General features: G+C 50.8%; 20 protein-coding genes and 3 pseudogenes. 15 read left to right on the forward strand and 8 right to left on the reverse strand.

What is annotated here, in order from left to right; translation table 11 throughout:
* Positions 1–49: 49 nt before the first annotated feature.
* Positions 50–256, reverse strand: a complete 207-nt coding sequence (locus ETR37_RS16920; protein ID WP_129447563.1) for a hypothetical protein — start codon at positions 254–256, stop codon at positions 50–52.
* Between the two features lie 335 nt (positions 257–591).
* On the opposite strand from ETR37_RS16920, the gene ETR37_RS16925 reads away from it, so the two are divergent.
* From ETR37_RS16925 to ETR37_RS16935, 3 genes are all read left to right on the forward strand, one after another.
* Positions 592–1,344, forward strand: coding sequence for an SDR family NAD(P)-dependent oxidoreductase (locus ETR37_RS16925; protein WP_020753945.1), 753 nt, complete (start codon positions 592–594; stop codon positions 1,342–1,344).
* 74 nt (positions 1,345–1,418) lie between these two features.
* Positions 1,419–2,189, forward strand: coding sequence for an SDR family NAD(P)-dependent oxidoreductase (locus tag ETR37_RS16930; protein ID WP_013145353.1), 771 nt, complete (start codon positions 1,419–1,421; stop codon positions 2,187–2,189).
* A 39-nt stretch (positions 2,190–2,228) separates the two neighbouring features.
* On the forward strand, positions 2,229–3,008 hold the full coding sequence (locus tag ETR37_RS16935; RefSeq protein ID WP_025950586.1) for an enoyl-CoA hydratase/isomerase family protein: 780 nt from the start codon (positions 2,229–2,231) through the stop codon (positions 3,006–3,008).
* Positions 3,009–3,157: 149 nt separating this feature from the next.
* On the opposite strand, the gene ETR37_RS16940 is transcribed toward ETR37_RS16935, so the two are convergent.
* The 3 genes from ETR37_RS16940 to ETR37_RS16950 all read right to left on the reverse strand — a co-directional run bounded on the left by ETR37_RS16940 (position 3,158) and on the right by ETR37_RS16950 (position 6,396).
* Positions 3,158–3,985 carry a serine/threonine protein kinase gene (locus ETR37_RS16940; RefSeq protein ID WP_033004772.1) on the reverse strand — a complete coding sequence of 276 codons (828 nt, stop codon included), beginning with the start codon at positions 3,983–3,985 and terminating at the stop codon, positions 3,158–3,160.
* A complete protein-coding gene (locus ETR37_RS16945; RefSeq protein WP_011231182.1) occupies positions 3,985–4,182 on the reverse strand; it encodes a hypothetical protein in 198 nt (65 codons plus the stop codon). The genes ETR37_RS16940 and ETR37_RS16945 overlap by 1 nt, the downstream gene beginning before the upstream one ends.
* A 120-nt stretch (positions 4,183–4,302) precedes the next feature.
* Positions 4,303–6,396, reverse strand: coding sequence for a DNA topoisomerase III (locus ETR37_RS16950; protein WP_129447564.1), 2,094 nt, complete (start codon positions 6,394–6,396; stop codon positions 4,303–4,305).
* A 216-nt stretch (positions 6,397–6,612) separates the two neighbouring features.
* Between ETR37_RS16950 and ETR37_RS16955 the strand changes: the two are divergent.
* From ETR37_RS16955 to ETR37_RS16965, 3 genes and pseudogenes are all read left to right on the forward strand, one after another.
* Positions 6,613–6,825: pseudogene (locus ETR37_RS16955) on the forward strand (two-component sensor histidine kinase); the annotation flags it as partial.
* Between the two features lie 299 nt (positions 6,826–7,124).
* Positions 7,125–7,691 carry a YdhK family protein gene (locus tag ETR37_RS16960; RefSeq protein WP_011231187.1) on the forward strand — a complete coding sequence of 189 codons (567 nt, stop codon included), beginning with the start codon at positions 7,125–7,127 and terminating at the stop codon, positions 7,689–7,691.
* A 228-nt stretch (positions 7,692–7,919) separates the two neighbouring features.
* Complete coding sequence (locus tag ETR37_RS16965; RefSeq protein ID WP_231847818.1) at positions 7,920–8,108, forward strand: hypothetical protein; 189 nt, start codon at positions 7,920–7,922, stop codon at positions 8,106–8,108.
* Between the two features lie 51 nt (positions 8,109–8,159).
* Here ETR37_RS16965 and ETR37_RS16970 read toward each other — a convergent pair whose 3' ends face one another.
* Entirely contained in the window at positions 8,160–9,524 is a 1,365-nt protein-coding gene (locus tag ETR37_RS16970; protein WP_129447565.1) for an amino acid permease, read from the reverse strand.
* A gap of 197 nt (positions 9,525–9,721) precedes the next feature.
* On the opposite strand from ETR37_RS16970, the gene ETR37_RS16975 reads away from it, so the two are divergent.
* From ETR37_RS16975 to ETR37_RS16990, 4 genes and pseudogenes are all read left to right on the forward strand, one after another.
* Positions 9,722–10,204, forward strand: a complete 483-nt coding sequence (locus tag ETR37_RS16975; protein ID WP_129447566.1) for a PH domain-containing protein — start codon at positions 9,722–9,724, stop codon at positions 10,202–10,204.
* On the forward strand, positions 10,194–11,636 hold the full coding sequence (locus ETR37_RS16980; protein WP_129447567.1) for a PH domain-containing protein: 1,443 nt from the start codon (positions 10,194–10,196) through the stop codon (positions 11,634–11,636). The genes ETR37_RS16975 and ETR37_RS16980 overlap by 11 nt, the downstream gene beginning before the upstream one ends.
* Positions 11,636–11,707 (forward strand): annotated as a pseudogene (locus ETR37_RS19885) (LysE/ArgO family amino acid transporter); the annotation flags it as partial. The gene ETR37_RS16980 and the pseudogene ETR37_RS19885, both read left to right, overlap by 1 nt.
* A 173-nt stretch (positions 11,708–11,880) precedes the next feature.
* Positions 11,881–13,110: a DNA polymerase IV gene (locus ETR37_RS16990; protein ID WP_060787755.1), complete on the forward strand. Its 1,230-nt coding sequence runs from the start codon at positions 11,881–11,883 to the stop codon at positions 13,108–13,110.
* Between the two features lie 38 nt (positions 13,111–13,148).
* Here the strand turns inward: ETR37_RS16990 and ETR37_RS16995 are convergent, their stop codons facing one another.
* Positions 13,149–14,810: a coiled-coil domain-containing protein gene (locus ETR37_RS16995; RefSeq protein WP_060787754.1), complete on the reverse strand. Its 1,662-nt coding sequence runs from the start codon at positions 14,808–14,810 to the stop codon at positions 13,149–13,151.
* Between the two features lie 192 nt (positions 14,811–15,002).
* On the opposite strand from ETR37_RS16995, the gene ETR37_RS17000 reads away from it, so the two are divergent.
* Together ETR37_RS17000 and ETR37_RS17005 are read left to right on the forward strand one after the other, a co-directional pair.
* Positions 15,003–15,638 (forward strand): BMQ_0737 family morphogenetic spore coat protein, encoded by a 636-nt coding sequence (locus tag ETR37_RS17000; RefSeq protein ID WP_081133029.1) that lies wholly within the window; start codon positions 15,003–15,005, stop codon positions 15,636–15,638.
* Positions 15,639–15,744: 106 nt separating this feature from the next.
* A complete protein-coding gene (locus tag ETR37_RS17005) occupies positions 15,745–16,320 on the forward strand; it encodes a hypothetical protein (protein ID WP_081133028.1) in 576 nt (191 codons plus the stop codon).
* Positions 16,321–16,401: 81 nt separating this feature from the next.
* Here the strand turns inward: ETR37_RS17005 and ETR37_RS17010 are convergent, their stop codons facing one another.
* Entirely contained in the window at positions 16,402–16,884 is a 483-nt protein-coding gene (locus ETR37_RS17010) for a hypothetical protein (protein WP_081133027.1), read from the reverse strand.
* 516 nt (positions 16,885–17,400) lie between these two features.
* A complete protein-coding gene (locus ETR37_RS17015) occupies positions 17,401–18,321 on the reverse strand; it encodes an ArsB/NhaD family transporter (protein WP_306418283.1) in 921 nt (306 codons plus the stop codon).
* A 589-nt stretch (positions 18,322–18,910) separates the two neighbouring features.
* On the opposite strand from ETR37_RS17015, the pseudogene ETR37_RS19895 reads away from it, so the two are divergent.
* The 3 genes and pseudogenes from ETR37_RS19895 to ETR37_RS17030 form a co-directional block, all read left to right on the forward strand.
* Positions 18,911–19,111 (forward strand): annotated as a pseudogene (locus ETR37_RS19895) (short chain dehydrogenase); the annotation flags it as partial.
* A 369-nt stretch (positions 19,112–19,480) separates the two neighbouring features.
* A complete protein-coding gene (gene katG, locus ETR37_RS17025) occupies positions 19,481–21,691 on the forward strand; it encodes a catalase/peroxidase HPI (RefSeq protein ID WP_081133024.1) in 2,211 nt (736 codons plus the stop codon).
* Between the two features lie 614 nt (positions 21,692–22,305).
* Complete coding sequence (locus ETR37_RS17030) at positions 22,306–23,484, forward strand: RNA-guided endonuclease InsQ/TnpB family protein (protein WP_011231306.1); 1,179 nt, start codon at positions 22,306–22,308, stop codon at positions 23,482–23,484.
* Positions 23,485–23,665: the final 181 nt, after the last annotated feature.

The raw sequence follows: 23,665 nt of genomic DNA on the forward strand, positions 1-23,665 counted from the left end.
CACCTTTCCGCCTTTGCGTAGGTGGGAGAGCGTTCCACTTCTTAGCGCCTCAAAATGTTCGGTCAACAAGCGGAAGATGGATGCCATCCGCCTCTTGACGGCTGTCAGCTGGCGTCACTTCGATCACCGGCGGCCGACCGTTTTCAAAACCGCGGGCGATGTCGCGAATCGGGCTCATTTCATCAGGAACGCCGATCCCTGGCGTATAGCGCGGCAGGCTGGAAGCGGCGCCAGTTTCTTCCCAAGGCTCTCTCATGGATCAACACCTCCATGTTTTTAGTATGGACATTCATGGGAACTGTATAAATCGAAATTACATCTTTTCCTGCTAACTTTCTTTTATGGAGCTCTGTTTTTCCTTAACTTAAGGGGGGAATGTTCATTGAAGGAAGGAGACGCATCATGAGGGGAAGCAGGCTCGATTGTCGTTGGCTTCGTCTTTGTTTGGACGTGCAATCTTTTTCGAACGGGTCATAAAAAATGTTTCAAATATTCTAACTATGATGTATAATAAAAGAAGTAACATACCAACCGGTTGGTATATCATCTTTTGAAAACGGATTCAGAATCCGATCGAAAGGAGGGAAAATCATGAGGCTACAAGGAAAAGCGGCGATTGTCACCGGCGGCGCGAGCGGCATCGGCCGGGCGACGGCGATCCGCTTTGCGGAAGAAGGCGCCAAAGTGGCGGTGAGCGACATTAATGAGGAAGGAGGGGAAGAAACGGTCCGCCTGATTCGGGAAAAAGGAGGGGAGGCGATTTTTGTCCAGACGGATGTCGCCGATTCCAAGCAAGTGAGCCGCCTTGTCCAAACGGCGGTTGATGCCTTTGGCGGCCTACATATTCTCTTTAACAATGCCGGCATCGGCCATTCGGAAGTGCGGAGCACCGACTTGTCCGAGGAGGAGTGGGACCGGGTCATTAATGTCAACTTAAAGGGCGTGTTTCTTGGCATCAAATACGCGGTGCCGGCACTGAAAGCATCCGGGGGTGGGGCGATTGTCAATACATCGAGTTTGCTGGGGATTAAAGGAAAAAAATACGAATCGGCTTACAACGCTTCCAAAGCCGGGGTCATTTTATTAACGAAAAACGCAGCGCTTGAATACGGCAAGTTCAATATTCGCGTCAACGCCATTGCGCCGGGGGTCATTGATACGAACATCATTACTCCGTGGAAACAAGATGAGCGCAAATGGCCGATCATCTCGAAGGCGAACGCCCTCGGCCGCATCGGGACGCCAGAGGAAGTGGCGAACGCGGTGATGTTTTTGGCGTCCGATGAAGCGTCCTTTATCACCGGCGCGATATTGTCGGTCGACGGCGGCGGGCTGACGTTTTAGCGGCCGAAGTTTGAAAAGAGAAGGGCACGCCCTAACCGCTAGGCTAGCAACAGAAATGAGGGGAGAGGAAAACGATGCGTTTTTTGAATACCGTGGCCGTGGTCACCGGAGGAGGCAGCGGAATCGGCAAGGCGGCGGCTCTCCGTTTGGCGAAAGAAGGCGCCACAGTCGTGCTTGTCGGCCGTACAGCAGCGAAACTGGAGGAGGCTGCAGAAGAAATCGCACGTCTCGGGACGCCGGGGGGCGTTGACCGGTTTGCGGCGGATGTCACCGACCGCGAACAAGTGCAAGCATTGGCCGAGTATGTCCGACAGCGGTACGGCGACTTGCATGTGCTTGTCAATAACGCCGGCATCTCCACTCATGCGAGATGGCTGGAGTTGACGGAACAAGAGTGGGATGACGTCCAACGCATCAACATCAAAAGTGTGTTTCTTGTGTCGCAGGCGTTCGCTTCGCTGATGATCGAAGGGGCAAAACGCGAGCGCGCCAATCGGGCGATTGTGAACGTAGCGTCATTGTCCGGCCATCAGGCCGGGGCGGAAATTCCGCACTACAGCGCGGCGAAAGCAGGGGTCATCAACTTGACCAAATCGCTCGCTTTGGAGCTGGCGCCGTATGGCATCCGCGTCAATTCCGTCTCGCCCGGTTTTGTCGAGACGCCGCTTACCGAGCGCGGACTGCAAAACGAGCGGTTTGTGAAAGCCATCGAGCGCAACACTGCCTTGGGTCGAGTTGGGCAACCGGAAGAAGTTGCGAACGTCATTGCGTTTCTTGCCTCACCGGAAGCGTCGTACATGACCGGCTCTGATGTGTTGGTGGATGGCGGATGGCTCATCAAATGAAACGGAAAAGTCCAAAATGGAAAGGGAGAGCAAAGGAATATGGAAACCTCGCATTTGCTTGTGGAACAATCCGGTTCTGTATTATGGTTGACGCTGAATCGCCCGGAGCGGCTCAATGCCTTCAGCCCGGAGATGATTGCCGGACTGACGGATGAAATCGAACGCGCCGCGGCGGATGATGCCGTCCGCGTCATCGTCTTATCCGGCGCTGGGCGGGCGTTTTGCGCCGGCGGGGATGTAAAAACGATGGGGCAATCAAGCGCCTCGCAGGCGTATGAGCATATCGGCCGACTGAATCGGCTCATTCTGACTATGCAACGATGCGAAAAACCGATCATGGCCGCGGTGCACGGATTCGCTGCCGGGGCGGGATTTAACCTCGCGCTGGCGTGTGATTTGATCCTCGCGGCCGAAGACAGTCAATTCATTTTGAGCTTTGCGAAAGTCGGCCTTGTCTCCGACGGTGGCGGGTCGTATTGGCTCCCGCGGCTTGTCGGTCCGCATTTGGCGAAACAGTTTTTCTTCACCGCCGATCCGATTCCAGCCCGTCGCCTGTATGAATTGGGCGTCCTAAGCGAGGTCGTCCCAGCTGAGAAACTGCGCGAGGCGACAGAATCGCTCGCCTCGAAGCTGGCGTGCGGGCCCACGAAAGCCATCGGAAAACAAAAACGGCTGATTGAGCACGCGCTGACCGCGACACTCGAGGAGATTCTCGAAGAAGAGCGTCTCGTTCAAGGGCTGATGGTGGAAACCGAAGACCATCGCGAAGGGGTGGCGGCGTTTAAAGAGAAACGGAGCCCGGTGTTCCAAGGAAAATAAGCGAGCGGCAGTGCCAAAAGAGCGCTGCGCCCTGTTTCTCCATCAGCGAGAAACGGGGCGTATTTTGTTTTCACTTCGCCTCAAATGAAACAGCCCCCTTTCCAAATGGGGAAAAGGGGTGGCTGGTCGGGGAACGGTGCGATCAAACGTCAAAGCGCCCCTGCTTGATTCCGGATGGGTTCTGCGAGCAACTGATCCACGTCGTCGATCAACTCGTCAACATGGTCATACGGCGCATCCAGCTGCAGCATTTTCCGCAAGATCCGACGAGCGTTTGGCGATAAATCGAGCTCTTCTTCCCAGCTTTTTTCCTCGTCACTTGTCGGTTCATAGGCAGAATACAATAAAAACAAGGTGAAGTGTCCAAGGGCATAGAAATCGCTTCGTGGATGCGGTTCGCGCCGCAGCCGCTTCTCAAGCGGGTCGTCATCGCGGAAATCCACCGGTTCGCCGATGCGGCAGGCCAAGCCGAAATCGATGATCGCCGCCGTTCCATCGCGCCAAATGATGTTCGGGATGCGCAAATCGCGGTGGACGATGCCGAAAGCATGGACGTGCCGGACGACCTCAAGCACCTTCTTTAACAATCGAAACGCCTCTTGTTCCGTGTACTTGGCTTCCAGCTTGAAAATCTGGTCTTCCACCGTTTCTCCGTCGATATACTCCATCACGAGATGCGGCTGTCCGCGCTCCACAAACCGATCATACAGCCTCGGAATTTGCGGGTGGCGCAGGTGGGCGAGCACGTCAGCTTCGCGCTGAAGCAAGCGGCGGCCGTCTTCGCCTTTTGTCCGCCGCGCTTGTTTGATGACGACAAGACGGCCTGTCAGGTGATCGCGCCCTTTGTAGGCGATGCCGTAGCTTCCCATCCCAAGCTCTTCGATGATTTCATAGCGGCCCAAAAGCACCTTCCCGCCCCGATGCGGCCGATCAACCCAGCGGGAAACGAACGGATGGCGTTCAAAAAACCGTTTCATCAGCTGCCGAAAAAGCTTGAGAAGAAGCTGCCGCTATGATGTTTCTTTTTGTAGTGATGATGCCCGTACTGGGACGGGTGGTGGTGCGAATGATACGTCGGGTTGTAATAATGGTGGTCGCTGCTGCTGTAATGTTTATGGTAGTGCGACGGATGATGGGGATGGCCGAAAAGGGATTTTAGCCATTTTTTCAACATCGTGATCGCTCCTTTGCGATAGATTTATCTATATATACGAGGCAATGAGAGGGAGGTTTCAGATTCAAAGATGAAAAAGAAACCGCCAGGGGCATTAGCCCCTAGCGCGGTGCGGCAACCTCATTCCTTTTTTTCGTTCAACGCCTGCTTGAAGAGCTCCCCTAAACTCGTGCCAAACGATTCGTTGGCCGGGCTGTATTTTTTCAGCAGCGCCCGTTCGCTTCCTTTTGCGGCGATGCGTTTGGTCTCGTCCGCTTTTTCGACAATATTGCACGGGCGGCATTGGAAATAAAGTCCTGCTTTTCCTTCATGCATTTCCATACGCCGGTGGCATTGCGGGCAACGGCGGTTCGACAGTTTCGGGTCGCGCCGGCGGCGGTAGCGGCACGCTAAGTTCGAGCAGACAAGCATCCGTCCGTCTTTCGTTTTCCGCTCTTTTAAAAGCGCACCGCATTCTGGGCATGTGAGATTCGTGAGGTTTGGCGCTTTGTATACCTGCTCGCTTTGCTTGATTTCGGCAACGAGTTGCTGCGTTTGCCGGCGGATGTTGGCCAAAAATTGTTGTGGATTTCCTTTCCCGCGGGCGATCGCCTCCAGCTCCCGCTCCCAGCGGGCGGTCAATTCCGGCGATTTCAGCTCTTTATTGACGAGCTCAATCAGCTGTTTCCCTTTTTTCGTCGGATAAAACCGTCCGTCTTTTCGCTCGACCACTTCGGTTTCGACCAGCCGTTCGATGATGTCCGCCCTTGTCGCTGGCGTGCCGAGCCCGTATTTTTCCATTTGCGCGAGCAAATCGGCTTCCGAATAACGAGCGGGCGGTTCGGTGAACGATTGTTCCCTCTCAAGCTGCACCGATGGGAGCGTCTGACCTTCTGCGAGGTGTGACAACGTCGGTTTGGCATCCGTTTCTTCTTTGCCGAGAACCGCTTTAAATCCGAAGTTCACAACCGCCGTCTCCTTGGCGACAAACATTTCGCCGCCGATGTCAAAGACAGCTGTCGTTGTTTCGGATTCATACGGCGGGAAAAACAGCGCCAAAAAGCGACGGGCGATGAGATCATACAGCTTGCGCTCATCAGTCGACAGCCTGCTAAGGTTGAGCCGCTCATCCGTTGGAACGATGGCGTGATGATCGGTCACTTTGTCATCGTTAAATACCCGCTTGGCTGCTTTGGCTTTGCCTTTGGCAAGGAGCGGAGCGATGACGTCCTCATAACCGGATTTCATCGCCAACAACCGCTCGGTCATCGTCGCTTCCATATCGCTTGGCAAATAACGCGAATCGGTGCGCGGGTACGTGACAAGCTTGTGTTGTTCGTACAGTCGCTGCAACACCGAGAGCGTCTTTTTCGCCGAAAAGCCAAACCGCTTGTTTGCGTCCCGCTGCAGTTCGGTCAAGTCATACGGCAGCGGGGCGGGCTCGCTTTTTCGTTTCCGTTTGATCGATGTGACGCGCGCCGGCTGGCCTTTGAGACGAGTCATCAGCCGGTTGGCCTCGTCTTGGTCAAACAGACGATGTCCGCCATGCCGCTCCCATACGGCTGTGATGGACCCGATCTTGGCCCGAATTGTCCAATATGGCACGGGAACGAACGATTGGATCTCGCGTTCGCGCTCGATGATCATCGCAAGCGTCGGCGTCTGCACCCGCCCGGCTGAGAGCGGATCGTTGTATTTGGTCGTCAAGGCGCGCGAGACGTTTAACCCAATCAGCCAGTCGGCTTCCGCGCGGCAGACGGCCGATTGATACAGGCGTTCAAACTGCACCCCGGGCTTGAGTTGGCGGAAGCCGTCGCGGATGGCGCGGTCGGTTTGCGACGAAATCCATAGCCGCCAAATCGGCTTCGTCCAACCGATCATCTCTAAAATCCAGCGCGCCACCAGTTCCCCCTCGCGGCCCGCGTCGGTCGCGATGATGACATCTTTCACATCCGGTCGTTTCGCCAACCGTTCAATGGCGCGAAACTGGTGGCTTGTTTGCCGAATGACTTTCAAGCCCATTTTCTTTGGGATGATCGGCAAGTCCTCCAGCCGCCATGTTTCGTATTTTCGGTCGTAGTCTTCCGGCATCTTCAGCTCCACTAAATGGCCGAGCGCCCAGGTGACAATGTGCTGCTTTCCTTCAAAATAATGTTTATGTGCTTGCTTGCAGCCGAGCACGCGGGCGATGTCGCGGGCGACGCTCGGCTTTTCCGCTAACACGAGCGATTTCATCGATAAACCCCTTTCTGTCGTCTCTACATGAGCACAGTCTGCTTCTTAAGTATAAAGGAAGAAGGAAAAAGACGCATCCGTCAAGGTTTGTCTCCTTGGCGGGACAAGACGCCTTGGCGTGGCGCAAAGCTGCATCTCCACACTTTCTGCACATTTGCCAAATAAAATAGTAAAATTGAAATGACACTCGGACTTGATGGATGAGGAGAGGAATCCGTGCGAAAACTGTCATGGAAACTCGGCATGCTGTTTTTTGCCTTTGTCTTGGCCATTGAAATGGTGCTGTTCGTTTCCCTCTACGCTACGCTCGTCCATGCGCGCATCGAGGAAGAATTCGCGCAGCTTCTGGCGCGGGGAAACAGCCATCGCAATGTATTGGAAAAAAATTACGATCGAACGACGTTGGCGCATGTCGTGATGATGGAATCCCTGTGTTTGCAACGGCTAGCTCGCTCGGCAAGCTCCCAGCTTTATGGATGGAAGCGTATGCCGTCCATCAATTCCTCGAGGCCGCCTGGGCGGGTAAACTGATGCTCGCTGTTGCATCGATCGTTCTTTTGTGGTTCGTCTGGCGAAAGATAGGGCAAAAAGCAGCGGGGTGAAACAGCCCCCTCCCAAAAGGACAGTCAGCCTAGGCGCCATACGGCCTTTAGCGGCAAATCCAAGGCCATCTCCACAAAATCTGCACAAATGTCCGGTATGCTAACAAGGCAAGGAGGGTGAAAACGATGAAAAACTGGAAAATGTTATTGGGAACAACTTCAGTTATGGCAGCGCTCTTGTTATCGGCCTGCACCGGTGCCAACGACAACAAAGCGCCAAAGGAACATACAGCTTCTCACACCGGGCATGAAGGAATGAATCACTCGGGCTCCAAAGAGGTGCCGGCCGGATTGAAGGAGGCGAAACAACCAAAGTATCCGGTTGGAAGCCAAGTCATCATCCATGCCGACCATATGCCGGGAATGGATGGAGCCAAGGCGACTGTCACCGGTGCCTTTGACACGATCGTCTATACGGTCACATACACCCCAACTACAGGCGGGGACCCAGTGAAAAACCATAAATGGGTCATTCACGAAGAAATCGAAAACGCCGGAGACAAACCGTTCCAGCCGGGCGATGAAGTCGTCTTGAATGCCGATCACATGGAAGGGATGAAAGGGGCCAAAGCAGTCATTGATTCGGCGAAACAAACGACGGTGTATATGGTCGATTACATCGATACGGAAACTGGTCAAAAAGTGACCAACCACAAATGGGTGACCGAAGACGAGCTGTCGCCGGCCAACTAACGAATCATCATCGGTGTTTCCGCAAAACGCGCAGCCATTTCCCTTGGAGCATAGGGGAATGGCTTGTTTTTTTCGGCTCATTTGTGAAAATTGTGGTATAATTATACGAAAATCCCCTATTTTTTCAAAAAATAGACAATATAGGCGGCTTCGCCTGAGTCTTACGGAGCGATCGGGAAAACGGGAGAAAGAAAGGGAGAAACGATGCGGAGATTTTGGTTGGGAGTTATGTGGTTTTCAGTGGTTTGGGTGCTTTACGGCATCGGAGCGGCAGGGCATCACTTATGGACGGAACACCGGATGGACGGACAGGCGCTGATTCTCGCGCTCGGCATGGCGACCATGGCCTGGCGGGCATGGGACGAATATCGTGGGAACGGTTGGACACGAAAAAAGGAAGACGGGCGCCGTCTATGATGAAAGGACGCCCGTCTCTAGCTGTCGCCCGAGCGAAAAGAGGCGGTTTGGTTACGCCGTTCGCCCGGGCGCTTTTGTTGCTTGATGCTGCTTTTCTTTGACAGTGGAATAGATGAATAAGAGAACCAAGACGGCCACGCAGAGAAGCGAACCGATTCGATGCTCTCTTTGAAGCAAAAAGCCAAGCCAAATCGCCCCGAGCGCCCCGACCGCCGCCATCGTTGTGTACGGAAACCCTTTCGTTCGGAAAAACGGCTTCGTTTTGTAGTGCGGCCGCAGCTTCAGCTGAGCGGCGCCGATCATCATCCAAACGATGAGCACCGTAAACCCAGGAATCGTCATCAATTCCCCGATGATCCGCCCGGGCGCCAAGTAGGCGCCGATCACGCCAGCGGCGATGCAGATGGCGACCATGCCCATCCCGTACAGCGGAACCCCGTGTTTCGTCGTCCGCTGCAAGCGGCGGCTTGCTTCTCCTTGTTCAGCCATGGTGTACAGCAACCGAGAAGTCGCATAGACGCCTGTATTGGCCGCCGATAAGACGGCAATGAGCAACACCGCGTTCATGACATGGGCCGCGCCGGGCAACCCGATCGCTTCCAACACTTGGACAAAGGGGCTGTTCGTTTCCGAAACGGTGTTCCATGGCATAATGCCGCAAATGATGGCCATTGGCAAAAGATAAAAGCCGACAACCCGCCAGATTGTGGTGCGAATGACGCGCGGCAGCACCTGCTCGGCGTCTTTCATCTCCGTCACCGCCACCCCGATCAGCTCCGCTCCGCCATAGGAAAACATCACGATAAGCAAGGCGCTGAGCGTTCCGGCAAACCCGTGCGGAAACCATCCGCCGTCGCCGGCAGACGGAAACGAGCCGCTTATGCCGCTTGGGATCACGCCAGCCCATACGCCCGCCCCGAGCACGATAAACACCACTAGCGCCGCCACTTTCAGGCCGGCCAGCCAAAATTCCGCTTCCCCGTAATACTTCACAGGGAAAAGATTCAACCCCATGATCAGACACGCGCACAGGAGGGCAAGCAGCCATAACGGCGCAGACGGAACCCAATAGTTCAGAAAGCTGCCGGCAGCCAGCAGTTCGACAACAGTGACCAACGTCCAATTGATCCAATACAGCCAGCCGACGATCCATGACAGGCGAAAGCCAAACGCCCGGCGGATCAAATGTTGAACGTTCGAACCCGGATACGCGATCGCCATCTCGGCCAGTGCAGCCATAATCCAAAACAACAGCACGCCGCCGATCAAGTACGTGAGCACGACGCTTGGTCCGGCGATATGAATGGCCTCGGCGCTTCCTTTAAAAATGCCGGTGCCGATCATCCCTCCTAACGCGATCAGCTGAACGTGGCGGGGCAATAGTCCTTTTTGCAGCTGAGGACGGGATTGTTCCATGTTGACAACAACCTTTCTGCTCTAATGTTGATTCATAGATGTGCTTTTTTGCTTTTATGCGGTTAAGCAAAAAAGATAATTTCAGAATATAATAGTTCAGTTGTTCTGTCAACGATTGTCGAAAAAAGGCATCGCCAACATGGAAATGTTTTGTTATACTGGAAACAGAAATGATGTGCAAAAAGGAGATTAAGAGAATGCTTCCTCATAGAGGCAAACCCATTTCATCAAAAGCGGTCACCGTGTGGCGTCTCACGGGGGCGCTTGTGGCATTGGCTTCCGGTGTGGCGATCGGGGGAATCATATGGCTGCTCTCGCAGTTCCATGCTCCTCCTTGGCTATTGATAGTGTTGGTCGGCGTTTGGGTGGTGCAAGCCATTGTATGGGTCGTCTGGCTCCCGCCGTTGCGCCAAAGACGTTGGCGCTATGACATTCGTGAAGAAGAGATTGATATTCAGCGAGGAGTCTGGTCCACGAGACGGACTTTGATCCCGATGGCTCGCGTTCAGTACGTCGATGTGCGGCAAGGTCCGCTTCTCAAGCGGTACGGGTTGGCTTCCATTGCGGTGTTCACAGCGGCGGCCGCTCATGAAATTCCCGCTCTTCCGATGGAAGAAGCGGAGCAGCTTTGCCGCTTGATTGCCGAGTGGGCGAAGGTGGTGGATGAAGATGACGCCTAGACGCCGCCTTCATCCCGTTGCGATTATGGCGGGAGTCGGAAAAGAACTGAAAAATATGGTCGTTCCGCTCCTTGTGATCATGGTGGCGGGCAGTCTGAACCGCTTCTCTTGGCGGGATTTCATCGTGCCGCTGGCGGCTGTCGTATACACGGTGGTGATGGGGGTTCTGTCTTGGCTCCGCTTTACCTACGCTTGGGATGAAGACCGCTTGCTCGTGGAAGAAGGCGTGTTTGTCCGCAAAAGACGTTCGATTCCGTTCGAGCGCATCCATGGGATTTCGGTGACAGAGGGGATATGGCAACGGATGGCGGGAGTGGTTCAAGTACATGTTGAGGCGGCGGGCGATGCCCTCGGTGAAGCAGAAGTGACGCTTCGGGCCATATCAAGGGAAGAAGCCCGCCGCCTGCAACGATGCGTGGAACAGGCGAAACACAAGGTGGAAAACGCCGCCCATCCGGAACCATCCGCGAACCGCCCACATCCTGCTCTGTTTACCTTATCGATGAAAGAAGTATGGATGGCTTCGTTGACAAGCGGTGGAGCGCTTGGCGTGGTTGCCGCGTTATGTGCGTTTTTGTCGCAATTAGGCGACTTCATTCCATATGAGTCGCTCATCCGTGATCTTCAGTCGACATGGAACGGACATGGACGATTGCTTATTGCCCTATTCATCTTGTCGCTTCTCTTGGCCGCTTATGGAGTAGCTATCGTACAAAACATGATCCGGTACGCTTCGTTTGTCGTGCGGAAACAAGAAGACACGATTGTCATTGCCCGCGGATGGCTGGAACGAAAAGCGGTGTCCGTCCCAGTTGCCCGCGTCCAAGGTGTCGTGATTCATGAGAATTGGCTGCGCCGTTTGTTTGGGTACGCCTCTGTGTCCTTGATTCATGCCGGTGGGAGGCTCGATGGCGGCGGAGCAGGGGATGTTGTTCTTTGTCCGCTTGTCGAAAAGAGGAGAGTTGCGTCGATCATTCAAGCTTGTTTGCCCGAGTACGATCTCGGCGTTTCCTTTTCTCCATTGCCCAAGCGCGCGAAACGCCGTTACATGCTTCGTCCGCTTGTTTGGCTCGTGATTCCCGCCATCTTGGCGGCATATATCGAACGCCCATGGGGGGCGGCTGTGTTGTTGGTGTTGCCGCTCGGGGCATGGATCGGCATCCACCGCTTTCAAATCGCGGGATGGTCGCTTTCGTCGAAGCAGCTGGCGCTTCGAAGCGGATGGTTTCGGCAAACGACGACGTATGTCTTGAAACGTCACGTTCAATCGCTTCAAACATCAGCGACGTGGTGGCAAAAGCGAAAACGGCTGGCGACCATTTCCGTTGCCGTCATGCCGCTTGGCACCCGCGTCCGCGTCGTCGATGTGGATGAAGCGGATGCGGCTTCGGTCTACCGCTGGCTGCAAGGGGAAAGGAGGAAGCAAACATGATGAGAGCCTCTTTTCATGGGATCATCCTTGCGTTTGGGCTCATTTTGCCGCTGGGGGTGCAAAACGTGTTCGACAGATGAAATCTGCGAACATTCCTTGATGCCGCAGTATTCTCGTTAAAAATCTCTAAACCGACCCCGTGAGACATCAAAAGACTTTCTGCATGTAGGAGAATGGGCTGTTTTTCACGAACGAATGATCTGGTACAATGAAGAAGAAAATAGAGAAAAGAAAGGGAAAGGGCATGTCAACAGGGCGTGAATCCCGCGGACGGATCATTTTTCATATCGACTGCAACTCGTTTTTCGCCAGCTGCGAGATTGCCCGCGCTCCGTCGCTTCGGGGAAGGCCGGTCGTTGTGGCGGGGGATCCAAAAGAGCGGAGGGGGATCGTGCTGGCGGCCAGTTATGCGGCGAAACAACAGTTTGGCATCTATACGACGATGCCGCTTACGGAAGCGAAGAAGCGCTGTCCGTCGCTCGTTGTGCGCCCGCCGGATTTTGCCTTTTATCGCGAGATGAGCCACCGCTTATTCCAATGGCTCAAGCGTTTCTCTCCTGTATTGGAGCGCGCCTCGATCGATGAAGGCTATTTGGACATGACGGGCTGGGCGTCAACCGCTCATCCGCTGGTTGTGGCCCGTCAGATCCAGCATGGGCTGTTGAGGCAGCTGTCCATTCCGGTGAGCATCGGAATCGCCCCGAATAAGTTTTTGGCCAAAATGGCAAGCGAGATGAAAAAGCCGCTCGGCATCACTGTGCTGCGCAAACGCGACGCTCCGCACGTCCTTTGGCCGCTTCCGGTTGAACAGATGCATGGTGTTGGTGACAAAACCGCCAAGAAACTGCAGGCTCTAGGCATGCGTACGATCGGCGATATCGCGAACGCCGACCGGGCGCTTCTTGAGCAGGCGTTTGGCGTCTATGGCCTGCGTCTTTACGAGCGGGCGAATGGCATCGACCCGCGCCCGGTTGATCCAGCAGCGGCGGAGAAATGGAAATCAGTCGGGAACTCAACGACGCTGCCGCGCGATGTAGACGACGAACAAGAACTACGGGCCGTTTTGCGCAAGCTGGCCGAATCTGTCAGCGCGCGGATGAAACAAAAGCGGGTTGTCTCGCGGACTGTCCAGTTGACGATCCGCTACCACGATTTTCATACAATCACCCGCAGCCAAACCGAGGCGGCGCCGTTGCAAACGGCGGACGACCTCTTTTTGACGGCGGCGCGGCTGTTGAAAAAGCATTGGGACGGACGCCCAGTGCGGCTTCTTGGCGTTGCCGCACTTCATGTGTTTGACGAACGGGAAGAAGGAAAACAGCTCGATTTGTTTCATTATGAAGAGGAAGCGAAAATGGAAGAACTTTGGAAGACCATCGAACAGCTGCGGACCAAATTCGGCGATCGCGTCCTTCGAACAGGCGCTGAGCTGATGAGCAGTGTCCATTCCGTGCGGGAAAACAGTGATGTTTGAATCCAAAGCGAAGAGGCGGGAGTGTTCCCGCCTCTTCGCTATTGAGATGTTTTCGTCTTTTTGAATAGAGACCATAATCCCCATTTTGACGGTTTCCCTTCCCCCATAAAAGAGTCTTCTCCATGAATGATGGCGTCATCTTGGATCAAAACGGAGGCGGAAGGAAGGAATGCCGTCGCTTCATAGGTTTCGGAATCTGATTGCTGCCCGTCGGCTGAAATGTCGGATGCCGATGTTGGATCTTGCGTCACCGCCTCTTGGCTGCCGGGAGAAACTAGAGATTCCTGCTTCTCTTTGATTTCCATGTTTGGGTCTGTTTTGTTAGGTCGTTCATCCTCGTTTTTTAACGGGTCCGCTGCTTTATGAGTGCTTTCAAACCTTACTTCATCTGTCTGTGTAAACAATTGGTGGTCCTTTTTCTGTTCCAGCCTTGAAGCGTCTGAGCGTTTTCCTGGATTTGGATCAGTATGATCGTTCTGAACGCTGATATTCAATCGATTGTCCTCATCCTCTGCAGGTGGTGATGAATGCTGAAATGGGAGGCGTTGATGGGAAGACGGATGTTCCATTCGGACGCGTTTGATTGGGATCGATTTTTGTGAATATAGATGGGATGCATGAGTTTCTTTGCGTTTCACAGGTGAGACAACAATGGGTTGGTTGGTTCCATCCATAAACTCCTGTAATTTTAAAAAACTGTTAGGGGGTGGCGGCGCCTTTTCCGTTTGCATGTTTGTTGAAAAGGGATTAGCTGATTGGATCGGTGATGTTGCCGGTTCTTTCGATTTCTCATCAGAGGATGCCGTTAACCGCTCCATGAGTCGGGACAGCATCTCCTTCAATTCCATTGTATCGTCATTTGGCGAATCCTTGGGTGGGTCATTCCGCGATCGGGTTAAATCGGCGATTTGGTTCGAGAGATGCTTGATTTCACTGGCAAGACTTGTGACCTTTTCCATCATCAACTCCAACTCCATTTGTTGGGTGAACATATGTTTTTGCAGCATCAATGAGTCTTTTTGTCTTTCTAAATCCATTTTTGACAGTTTTTCTTCTGTTTCTTGAATTTTCTTGGTTAAAACGTCTACATCTTTTTCTAGTTCGTGTGTTTTGGCACTGTTGCTTAAAGCGTTTTGCAGTTTTGGAAACTCCTTTGCGATTTTCTCTATTTGTTCCTTCATCACCTTATAATCGTTTTCCATTCTCTCTGACCAAGATGTCCATGAGTCGATTGATTCGTTCATAAAAGAAAGAGTCCCGTCCTTTCGTAGTCGATTTTTTTCTTTTGTTTTTGTTCGTTCTTCATTCCATTCCATTTCCTTTTGTTGAAACGCCTTCAGTGTCGCTTCTAAAGACTGGATGTGTTTTTGATTGGCTTCCGCTTGTTCTTGCCAGTAGGCGCATGTTGTTTTCCATTGCTCCATCTCCTGCCGCAGCCATTCTTTTTCTTCCTCCATTGTTTTCAATGCTTCCGATAAGCGCTCGATCTCATTCTTTTGCTCGGACAGCAGCTCTTCATAACGGCGGCATTGTCCGATGAGTTCATCATGCTTCGCCTGGAGTTCATCCTTTTCCATGTGAAGACGCTCCCATTCTTCTTGAGAGCCTAATGAAGCGAGCAGTGCTTTGTATTTGTCCAATTCTGATTTCAGGTGGATGATTTTCTGCTGCAATTGGGTGGTTTTTTGCTCCTTGCTCATGTCCATCACCTTTTTCCGCATGTCATGGTAGCCATTATATGCAGACATCGAAAAATGGGTGCCCTGCTTGCTCATGCATGAACCATATCATTTTTGTTTCTCAAAAATAGTCATTTTTACTATGACTTGTATTTCTCCCCATCATACTATAGAGTAGCCTGACAAAAATTCATGAAAGAAAGGATTGGTTCTATGCCTATCAATTTAGAGCAATTTGCTCAACAATTTGATCCAGAGTGCATTCAAGTGTGCAAAGTCTATGACTGGACAACACACGTTGTGCAGCTGGCGCAAGACATCACGTTCACATTCCCAAGCGGTTCGTTGGATGGAGTTACGGTTTCCCAAGTCAATTGTTCGATCACATTGTTGGAGTGTGCGGAAGACGCCCCGCGCCGGGATATTGAGTGCACGGTCGGCAATCAAATTGTGACGCTGCAAGCCGTCACCTTAAGCAAAACGATTCAAGTCGTGTTGGAGGTGACGGGAACGAATGCAACGGGCGCTCAAGTGACCGTCGTCAGCAACCCCGCCTTAATCACAACCAGCGAAGAAGTCATCCTTTGCGCTCCAGAAGGCACAACGGTGTGCTGCAACGCTGTACAAAACACCTTTAATAGTTGCCGGGTCGGGGCGTTTACGCAAAGCGGAAACAGCATTACGGCGAATATTTCGATCCGCATTTGCCAAAGCATCGTTGTGACGTTTGAAGTCATTTTGGAAGTCGCTGCACGGTTCTGCCAACCCCGCCCGGAAATCATCTGCGAAGAAGAATGCCCGGTGGATGTCTTTCCGCCGCAATGCCCCGCTGTGTTTCCTGCAATGTAAAAAACACGTCTCTAGTTGCGGAAAAAAAGAGGAGATGTTCTCCTCTTTTTTTCATACATATACATTTAAGAAATGGAAAAGTGACGTCATAAGAGGGGGAAAGATGATGGATTCGATTCTCGAGTTGGAACAGAAAATACAATCGATTGAGAAAGAACTTCGCGCTGTTAAACAAGCCGTAACGGAAATGAGACAGTTGCCGAAACAAGTCTTATCAGATGAAATTTGTGTGATTTGCTACTTCACCTATTCCTTATTGCTTCCGAAGGCAGGCGGGCAAAAAGGGATCATTGCCGGGAACTTTGTGATCCGCAATATGGGATCTTCTCCTTTGGAGAACCCCTATATTTGCCTGCGGGTTTCCCCTAAGGAGCATATGGTGTTATCCGCCAAGTTAGGGGATGATATTCAATACGATCGCCGCCTCAATCCACTAGTGATGGAATCTTGGCGATATATGAATCAGGAGGCGGAGAACATGGTGGAGGAGAAGGGGGAATTTTGGCTAAAGCCGGTTCATGTGTCACGCATTGAGCCAGGGCAAACGCTCTCTTTTTCTAATTTCCAATTTCAAGTCGGTATGCGTGAAGTCGCCACCACCTACAAAATGGACGGATTTTTTTTCTGCCAACAGCTGCCTAATGGAGTGCGAGCGTTGAACCATATTGTTGTCCATACTTGACAGCCTGAAGACCTATGCGCCATAAAGCAAAAACAACCGGCTCAGAGGGCAATCGCCTTTCGCTGAGCCGGTTTTGCCGGGTTATACGCTGCGAACAACAAGAGCGTTCAAGGCGCGAGTTTCTGCTGTAATGCCGCTTAGCAAGGTGGATAAAATCTCACCGTTCGTTTCAATGACAATGCGATAGACATGCGTCCCTACGCCCGGTGCGTCGACCCATGTCAAGTTCGGGAAAAGTGTTGTATTCGCAGCGAGTGAGAGTACGGGTAGAAGGGATTCGACATCAAGTGACGCAATTGGGACAAAAGCTCCTCCGTTTGTCGACCGTTCCAGCCGATACGTGATCCCTGTCAAGGTTACGCCTGTCGAGAGGGCCAATACAGCCAATTCCAACTCAACCATCGAATCAAGTTTGACACGATCGCCGCTGAGGGTCGTAATCGGCTGCAAACGAAGCACTTCCGTGACGGCAGTTCCGGTCAGAGGAATGGTAATGGGCAAATCCGTTGAAGACTGCGTAAAGAACAATTGGGGAAACAATCCACCATTGCACACACAAACCATTCGTCTATCATCCTTTCCTAGTTTAGATTTGGTACTACTGTATTAAATGATAATGTTTAAAAAAATGATTAAGATTAATAACTATTTTTCTATAAAATGGTGTAATCATCCATGATGTAAGAGGGTGGGTATGACGAGCAACGGGACGTCAGCCTTTTGGCACCACGCTTTAAAAGAAATCAGGTTAATTACTTTTAGCTTGGATGCATGATCAAGACCGATTCCCGGAGAGTGATGTTAGGTTCTTATTTTTTCATATTAGGCGATGGACCTATGCATAATATTCACGAGATACGTATATATACAGTATGAATACCCCTTATGGATAAAAAAACAGGGAGGCGTTATTGAGATATGACGTTATATGGCATGAATGACCATTCCATCCCTTCGCGCTCCAACGATGAATTGGCGCCGTTAATTGGGAAGACCGTCACTATTTATCGTGGAGGTCCGGAATCCAAAACCGGTAAATTGCTTGATGTCCAATCCGACTATCTTTCTCTTATGGACAGGTCATCCGTCATTTATTATGCACTGCACCATGTTCAAAGCATCACCGAAAACGCCAAACAGAATTCGATCCCTTCTGTTTCCGATTTGGCCAACCCATGATCCTGTGAGCGCGACCACTTCAATGGGAATATGCATGTATGAAGCGGCAAACAGGCTCAACCGGATGGTTAGCACGAACAGAAGAATCATCTTCATTTTGTTTTCCGATACTTTCATCTCATCGTAGGCGGAACGGTTCTGCAAAGGATGATGAAAAAACGAGAGGGGAGTAATAGGAACCGCCATTGGTGGCAATGTTTTCGGGATATCGTGATAAAAAACGAGAAACAACAACCCCAGCAAAAACAACAGCCCAAGCACTGAGGGAACAAACATCATCGCTGTCTGCATGTATAAGTTCATATCGATGATTTTTAATGAAATTAAATTGACCATGTTGCTTACGCCGATCGGGGCGCTCGAGGCGGTGGCAATCAACGCCCCGCTGATGAGATACGGTAATTTCTGATGTTTTTTCAGTTGAAAGCTGTTTAAAAGCAACAGTAAAATCGGCGTCGTGATCATGATGCTGCCGTCATTGTTAAAAAAAAGCGTCATCAGAAAACAAAGAGCGTTGGTGTACCAAAATAACCGGATCCCTGACCCATTGGAACGCTGGGCAAGAAGAGAAGCAATCCAATGAAAAAAACCGATGCTTTCGAGCACAAGTGCCATGACAAGAGTTGAAATGATGGTCATGGCCGCCCCGCTTACTTTGATGCTAATATCCATGAGATGAGACGCGTTCACCGCTCCGCTGGCGATGACGATTAACGCACCGATGGTTGCGGGAATGGACTCATTCATTCCTTTAGGGCGCCAGTAAATGAGCATGATCGTAAAGAAAAAGGCAAAGAGGACCATAGCTGATGTAATAGACATCACTCCTTTCGCGTTTTTCCGATTTCTTTTGTTCCGTTCATCTCTTTCCATTGTCTATATATGTCTATATAGCTTGTTTGTACTGTATATATATGTGTCCTAAAATCATCTTGTCCTGTGCTATTCGTGCAATTTCTGCAAAATCCGCATTTGTTCGCCAAAGTTGATAGTCCAAGGAAAGTGGACGTACAGGAGAAAGACAGCAGCATTATTTCAAGCATGGGATGAACAAACGTTTCTCAGCCAAGCAATAGAGCTTGCGTGAATAAAAGCTGACAAAGGCAAAGTACAGTAAAACGAGAGGCAAATGTCTCGGCAGGTCATATGCCTGTTCATGTTTTCTGTCCATACGTTAAGAAGGACGCATCGAAGCTTCGTCTGAACCAAAAAAGGCGTGAAAAAACGGGACGTGTGCGCATCCATGACCGATATGAAACAGTGGCATGATCTTTCCATCAACTCCGTCAGATGTTAGAGTACAAAGCCCGTGTTATATGTAAATAAAAAGTGATGGTCGTTGATTCTAACCTGAAAAGAGCGCTTTAACAAAAAAAGGCGGCAGGCTGATCTCGTGCCGCATTTGGAAGGGAATGGGGCAAAGGTTGTGTTCGTCGACAACATTTATGTTTATGGGCGCAGCCCAGGGAGAAAGGTAACAGAGGATACGCCGAAAAACCCCCATACCAAGAAAGGAAAAATTCGCTTGCAGCTGAATAGGATGCTTATAGAAGCGCATCAGAGAGGAGTGCCAACTCTTATTTGCCATTTTCCTGATTTTTATGGACCGAATGAATAAAATCGCAAAGTTGCGAATCCAAATGTCGATTTGAATGAATAACCCGGCCGTCATAATCGTTTGAATAAAGCGGTTTCGCAAAAGCGAACCCATGGATGGATGGACTGGTTGCTGTCATAGCAGTTGTATATCCTCCTTTTTATGAAATGAACCCGTTTCCATGCTTATTTGACCTCTGCTCCTTTTTCGTTGGCCAAGCGCCAGTCGCAAACAAATATTGTATGTAAAAAATATTTTTTATCCTTTACTACTAAATATTAATTTATTATAATTTTAATGTACGAATCATTATCAATTCTAGTTGGCAGAAAAAGCAACTAGAAAGATAATGGTGATATTTGAATATGGAAAGGGGAAGAGGAAATGAAAAACCAAAACCAACACAACACTTCCAAATGCCCGTATCACGGCAGCGTCACAAGCTACAACTCAAATCGAACAACCAATAAAGACTGGTGGCCGAACCAGCTGAACTTAAGCATTCTCCATCAACATGACCGAAAAACGAATCCTCATGATGAAGAGTTCAACTATGCTGAGGAGTTTCAAAAACTCGACTATTGGGCGCTCAAAGAAGATTTGCGCAAACTGATGACAGAAAGCCAAGACTGGTGGCCGGCCGATTATGGCCATTACGGTCCGCTGTTCATCCGCATGGCGTGGCATTCGGCGGGAACGTACCGCATCGGCGACGGCCGCGGCGGCGGTTCGACCGGCACGCAGCGCTTTGCCCCGTTAAACAGCTGGCCCGATAACGCCAACTTGGATAAAGCGCGGCGGTTGCTGTGGCCGATCAAGAAAAAATACGGCAACAAAATTTCTTGGGCTGACTTGATGATTTTGGCCGGCAATGTCGCCATCGAATCGATGGGCGGCAAAACGATCGGCTTTGGCGGCGGCCGGGAAGATGTCTGGCATCCGGAAGAAGACATTTATTGGGGCGCGGAAAAAGAGTGGCTCGCTTCGGAACGCTACAGCGGGGATCGCGAACTGGAAAATCCGCTTGCGGCTGTGCAGATGGGGCTGATCTATGTCAACCCGGAAGGCCCTGACGGCAAGCCGGATCCGAAAGCGGCAGCGCGCGACATTCGCGAGACGTTCCGCCGCATGGGGATGAACGACGAAGAAACGGTCGCCTTGATCGCCGGCGGCCACACGTTCGGCAAAGCGCATGGCGCAGGCCCTGCTTCCCACGTTGGCCCCGAGCCGGAAGCCGCTCCGATTGAAGCGCAAGGATTGGGATGGATCAGCTCATACGGAAAAGGAAAAGGCCGCGACACGATCACGAGCGGCATCGAAGGCGCGTGGACGCCGACACCGACGAAGTGGGATATGTCGTATTTCGATATGCTGTTTGGCTATGACTGGTGGCTGACGAAAAGCCCATCTGGGGCATGGCAATGGATGGCAGTTGACCCGAAAGAAGAGCATCTCGCACCGGATGTCGAAGACCCATCGAAAAAAGTTCCGACGATGATGATGACAACCGACCTGGCGCTTCGCTTTGATCCGGAATTCGAAAAAATCGCCCGCCGTTTCTATGAAAATCCTGAAGAGTTTGCGGATGCGTTCGCCCGTGCCTGGTTCAAACTGACGCATCGCGATATGGGGCCGAAAACGAGATACTTAGGTCCAGAAGTGCCGAAAGAAGACTTCATCTGGCAAGACCCGATTCCGACGGTCGACTATGAATTGAGCGATGCCGAAATCGAAGAAATCAAAGCGAAAATTTTGAACTCGGGCCTGACCGTCAGCGAACTCGTCAAAACCGCTTGGGCTTCAGCCAGCACGTTCCGCAACTCCGATAAACGGGGTGGAGCCAACGGCGCCCGCATCCGCCTTGCGCCGCAAAAAGATTGGGAAGTGAACGAACCAGAGCGGCTCGCTAAAGTGCTTTCCGTCTATGAAGACATCCAGCGCGAGCTGCCGAAGAAAGTCAGCATCGCCGATCTCATCGTTCTTGGCGGCAGCGCAGCGGTCGAAAAGGCGGCGCGCGACGCTGGTTTTGATGTCAAAGTGCCGTTTATTCCGGGACGGGGCGATGCGACGCAAGAGCAAACCGATGTCGAGAGCTTCTCAGTGCTCGAACCGTTCGCCGATGGCTTTCGCAACTATCAAAAGAAAGAGTACAGCGTCGGTCCGGAAGAATTGCTCATCGACAAAGCGCAGCTTCTAGGGTTGACCGCACCTGAGATGACCGTGCTCATCGGCGGTCTGCGGGTATTGGGCGCGAACTATCGCGATCTCCCGCACGGGGTTTTCACTGATCGCGTCGGGGTGCTGACGAACGACTTCTTTGTCAACTTAGTCGACATGAACTATGAATGGGTGCCGACAGACAGCGGCATTTATGAAATCCGCGACCGGAAAACGGGCGAAGTGCGGTGGACGGCCACCCGGGTTGACCTTATTTTCGGAGCCAACTCAATCCTTCGTTCGTACGCCGAATTTTACGCCCAAGACGACAACCGAGAAAAATTCGTCCGCGACTTTATCAACGCATGGGTGAAAGTGATGAACGCCGACCGCTTTGACATTCATTTGAAACAAACCAAAGAGTCGGTCACGGTTTAACCAGCAAAAAAGCAGCTTGTCCGTTTAAGGGGCAAGCTGCTTTTTTATATTCATATCCAGGGATTCTTTCTTAGACTTGTTGTGGATCAAAAGGGAAAGATTCGTTGAAAGGAAACTAGAGCGCTCAATTACCTGTTTTTATGCTTATGTGTCAGAGATTTGCAGAAAGAAAAGAGCCTTCGGAGAATCTTTGAGAATAGTATGTATTTTATTGACAAATTATGTGTTTTTCAGTATGATTGCGGCAGAATCAAATCAAGATCAAATAGCATAGGGAAAGGGACAGGACAAACGTTCACGTCAAAATAAAAAGACAGCTCAGCCCTGCCCAACGGTGGCGGGGAAAAGCTATCCTTCCGTACGTTGAGATGTTATCAGCCCTGCCCAACGGCGGCGGGGAAAACAACACCTTCTTTTTATGATTGTAAGGTATAAACGTGTTTTAGTCAACACAAAATGAATTTATGTATGGAAAGTAAAGGAGTTTACTTTAACATAAATCAGCCAGAAGTCCCCCACCTCTACAGGTGGGGGATGAATGGCGTTCGGTTTTTCTGTTTTTCTCTTTCTTCTTTGGATGGCAATAGAATACAATAAACATAGGAGGTGAAACCATGTATCGAACGCTGAAAACCCGTTTTCGGGCAAAGAAAGAAGTTATCCAAAAACTATTTGAATGCAATCGTATCTCCGCAGAAGTTTGGAACGAATGCCTTCGTTTGGCAAAAGAACATCATTTGGAAACAGGAAAATGGATAACCAAAACGGAACTGCAAAAAGCAACAAAAGGTCGTTTTTCTATCCACAGCCAAAGCATCCAGGCGGTTGTGCATAAATATATCTTTGCCCGTGATGGGGCAAAAGAAGCACGGAAAAAAGGAGAAAAAATCAAATATCCATACAAAAAGAAAAAACATTTCAACACGAAATGGGCAAAAGATGGGTTTGTTTTGCATGAAGACGGAACGTTGGAACTGTCGCTAGGAATTTGGAATCGAAAACGACAATCTCCTTTGGTGGTGAAAATCGACAAAGAGAAACTTCCAAACGGAAAAGTCAAAGAAATCGAGTTGGTCTATGACCGTGGTTTGTGGCTTTGTTTATCGTATGAAGATGGGAAAAAACCAAAAGAAAATCCATGTAAAAACCGTGTTGCTATTGACCCAGGGGAAATTCACACCATCGCAGCCATTTGTGAAAATGGGGAAAGCCTCATTATCACGGGAAGAAAAATAAGAAGCATTCATCGGTTGAGAAACAAGAAATTAAAAGAACTGCAAAAACTCATGAGCAGATGCAAAAAAGGCTCCAAACAATGGAAAAAGTACAATCGGGCGAAACAATATGTACTTTCGAAATCAGAGGCACAACTAAAGGATGCACTGCACAAAACCACGAGACAATTTGTTCGTTGGTGTTTGGAAAACCAAGTGAAAGAAGTCGTCATTGGAGATATCGAAGGAATCCAACGGAATACGAAAAAGAAACGAAACAAAAAGACCAATCAGAAATTATCCAATTGGTCGTTTGGAAAATTATTTGATTATCTCAAATACAAATTGAATGCCGAAGGAATTCAAATCGAGAAAAAAGATGAAAGTTATACCTCGCAAACATGCCCTGTTTGCGGGAAGAAAAATAAATCTTCTTCTAGAAATTATACATGTCAATGCGGGTACAAACGACACCGTGATATCCATGGGGCAATGAATTTATTTGCCAAAGTATATTATGGTGAAATCCGCCCATTGGAATTTACGGTCAAACCGTTTACGTATCGACGGATTGCTTAGGTATGAAGTCGTAGATGGCGAGTTCCCGCCCTTGAGTATCATGGATACTCATGTTGCCTGTGGCTCCCAACGGGACGGGTGCCAGGTGTTGCCTGCAGATAGGCTGCCAACCAGCCTATCATGCATCCACCTCCGAAGGGGAAACAGGAAACCCCCACTTCGATAAGTGGGGGAGGTTCAT

The sequence above is a fragment of the Geobacillus sp. PK12 genome (genome assembly GCF_004123125.1).
Classification (GTDB): Bacteria; Bacillota; Bacilli; order Bacillales; family Anoxybacillaceae; genus Geobacillus; species Geobacillus zalihae.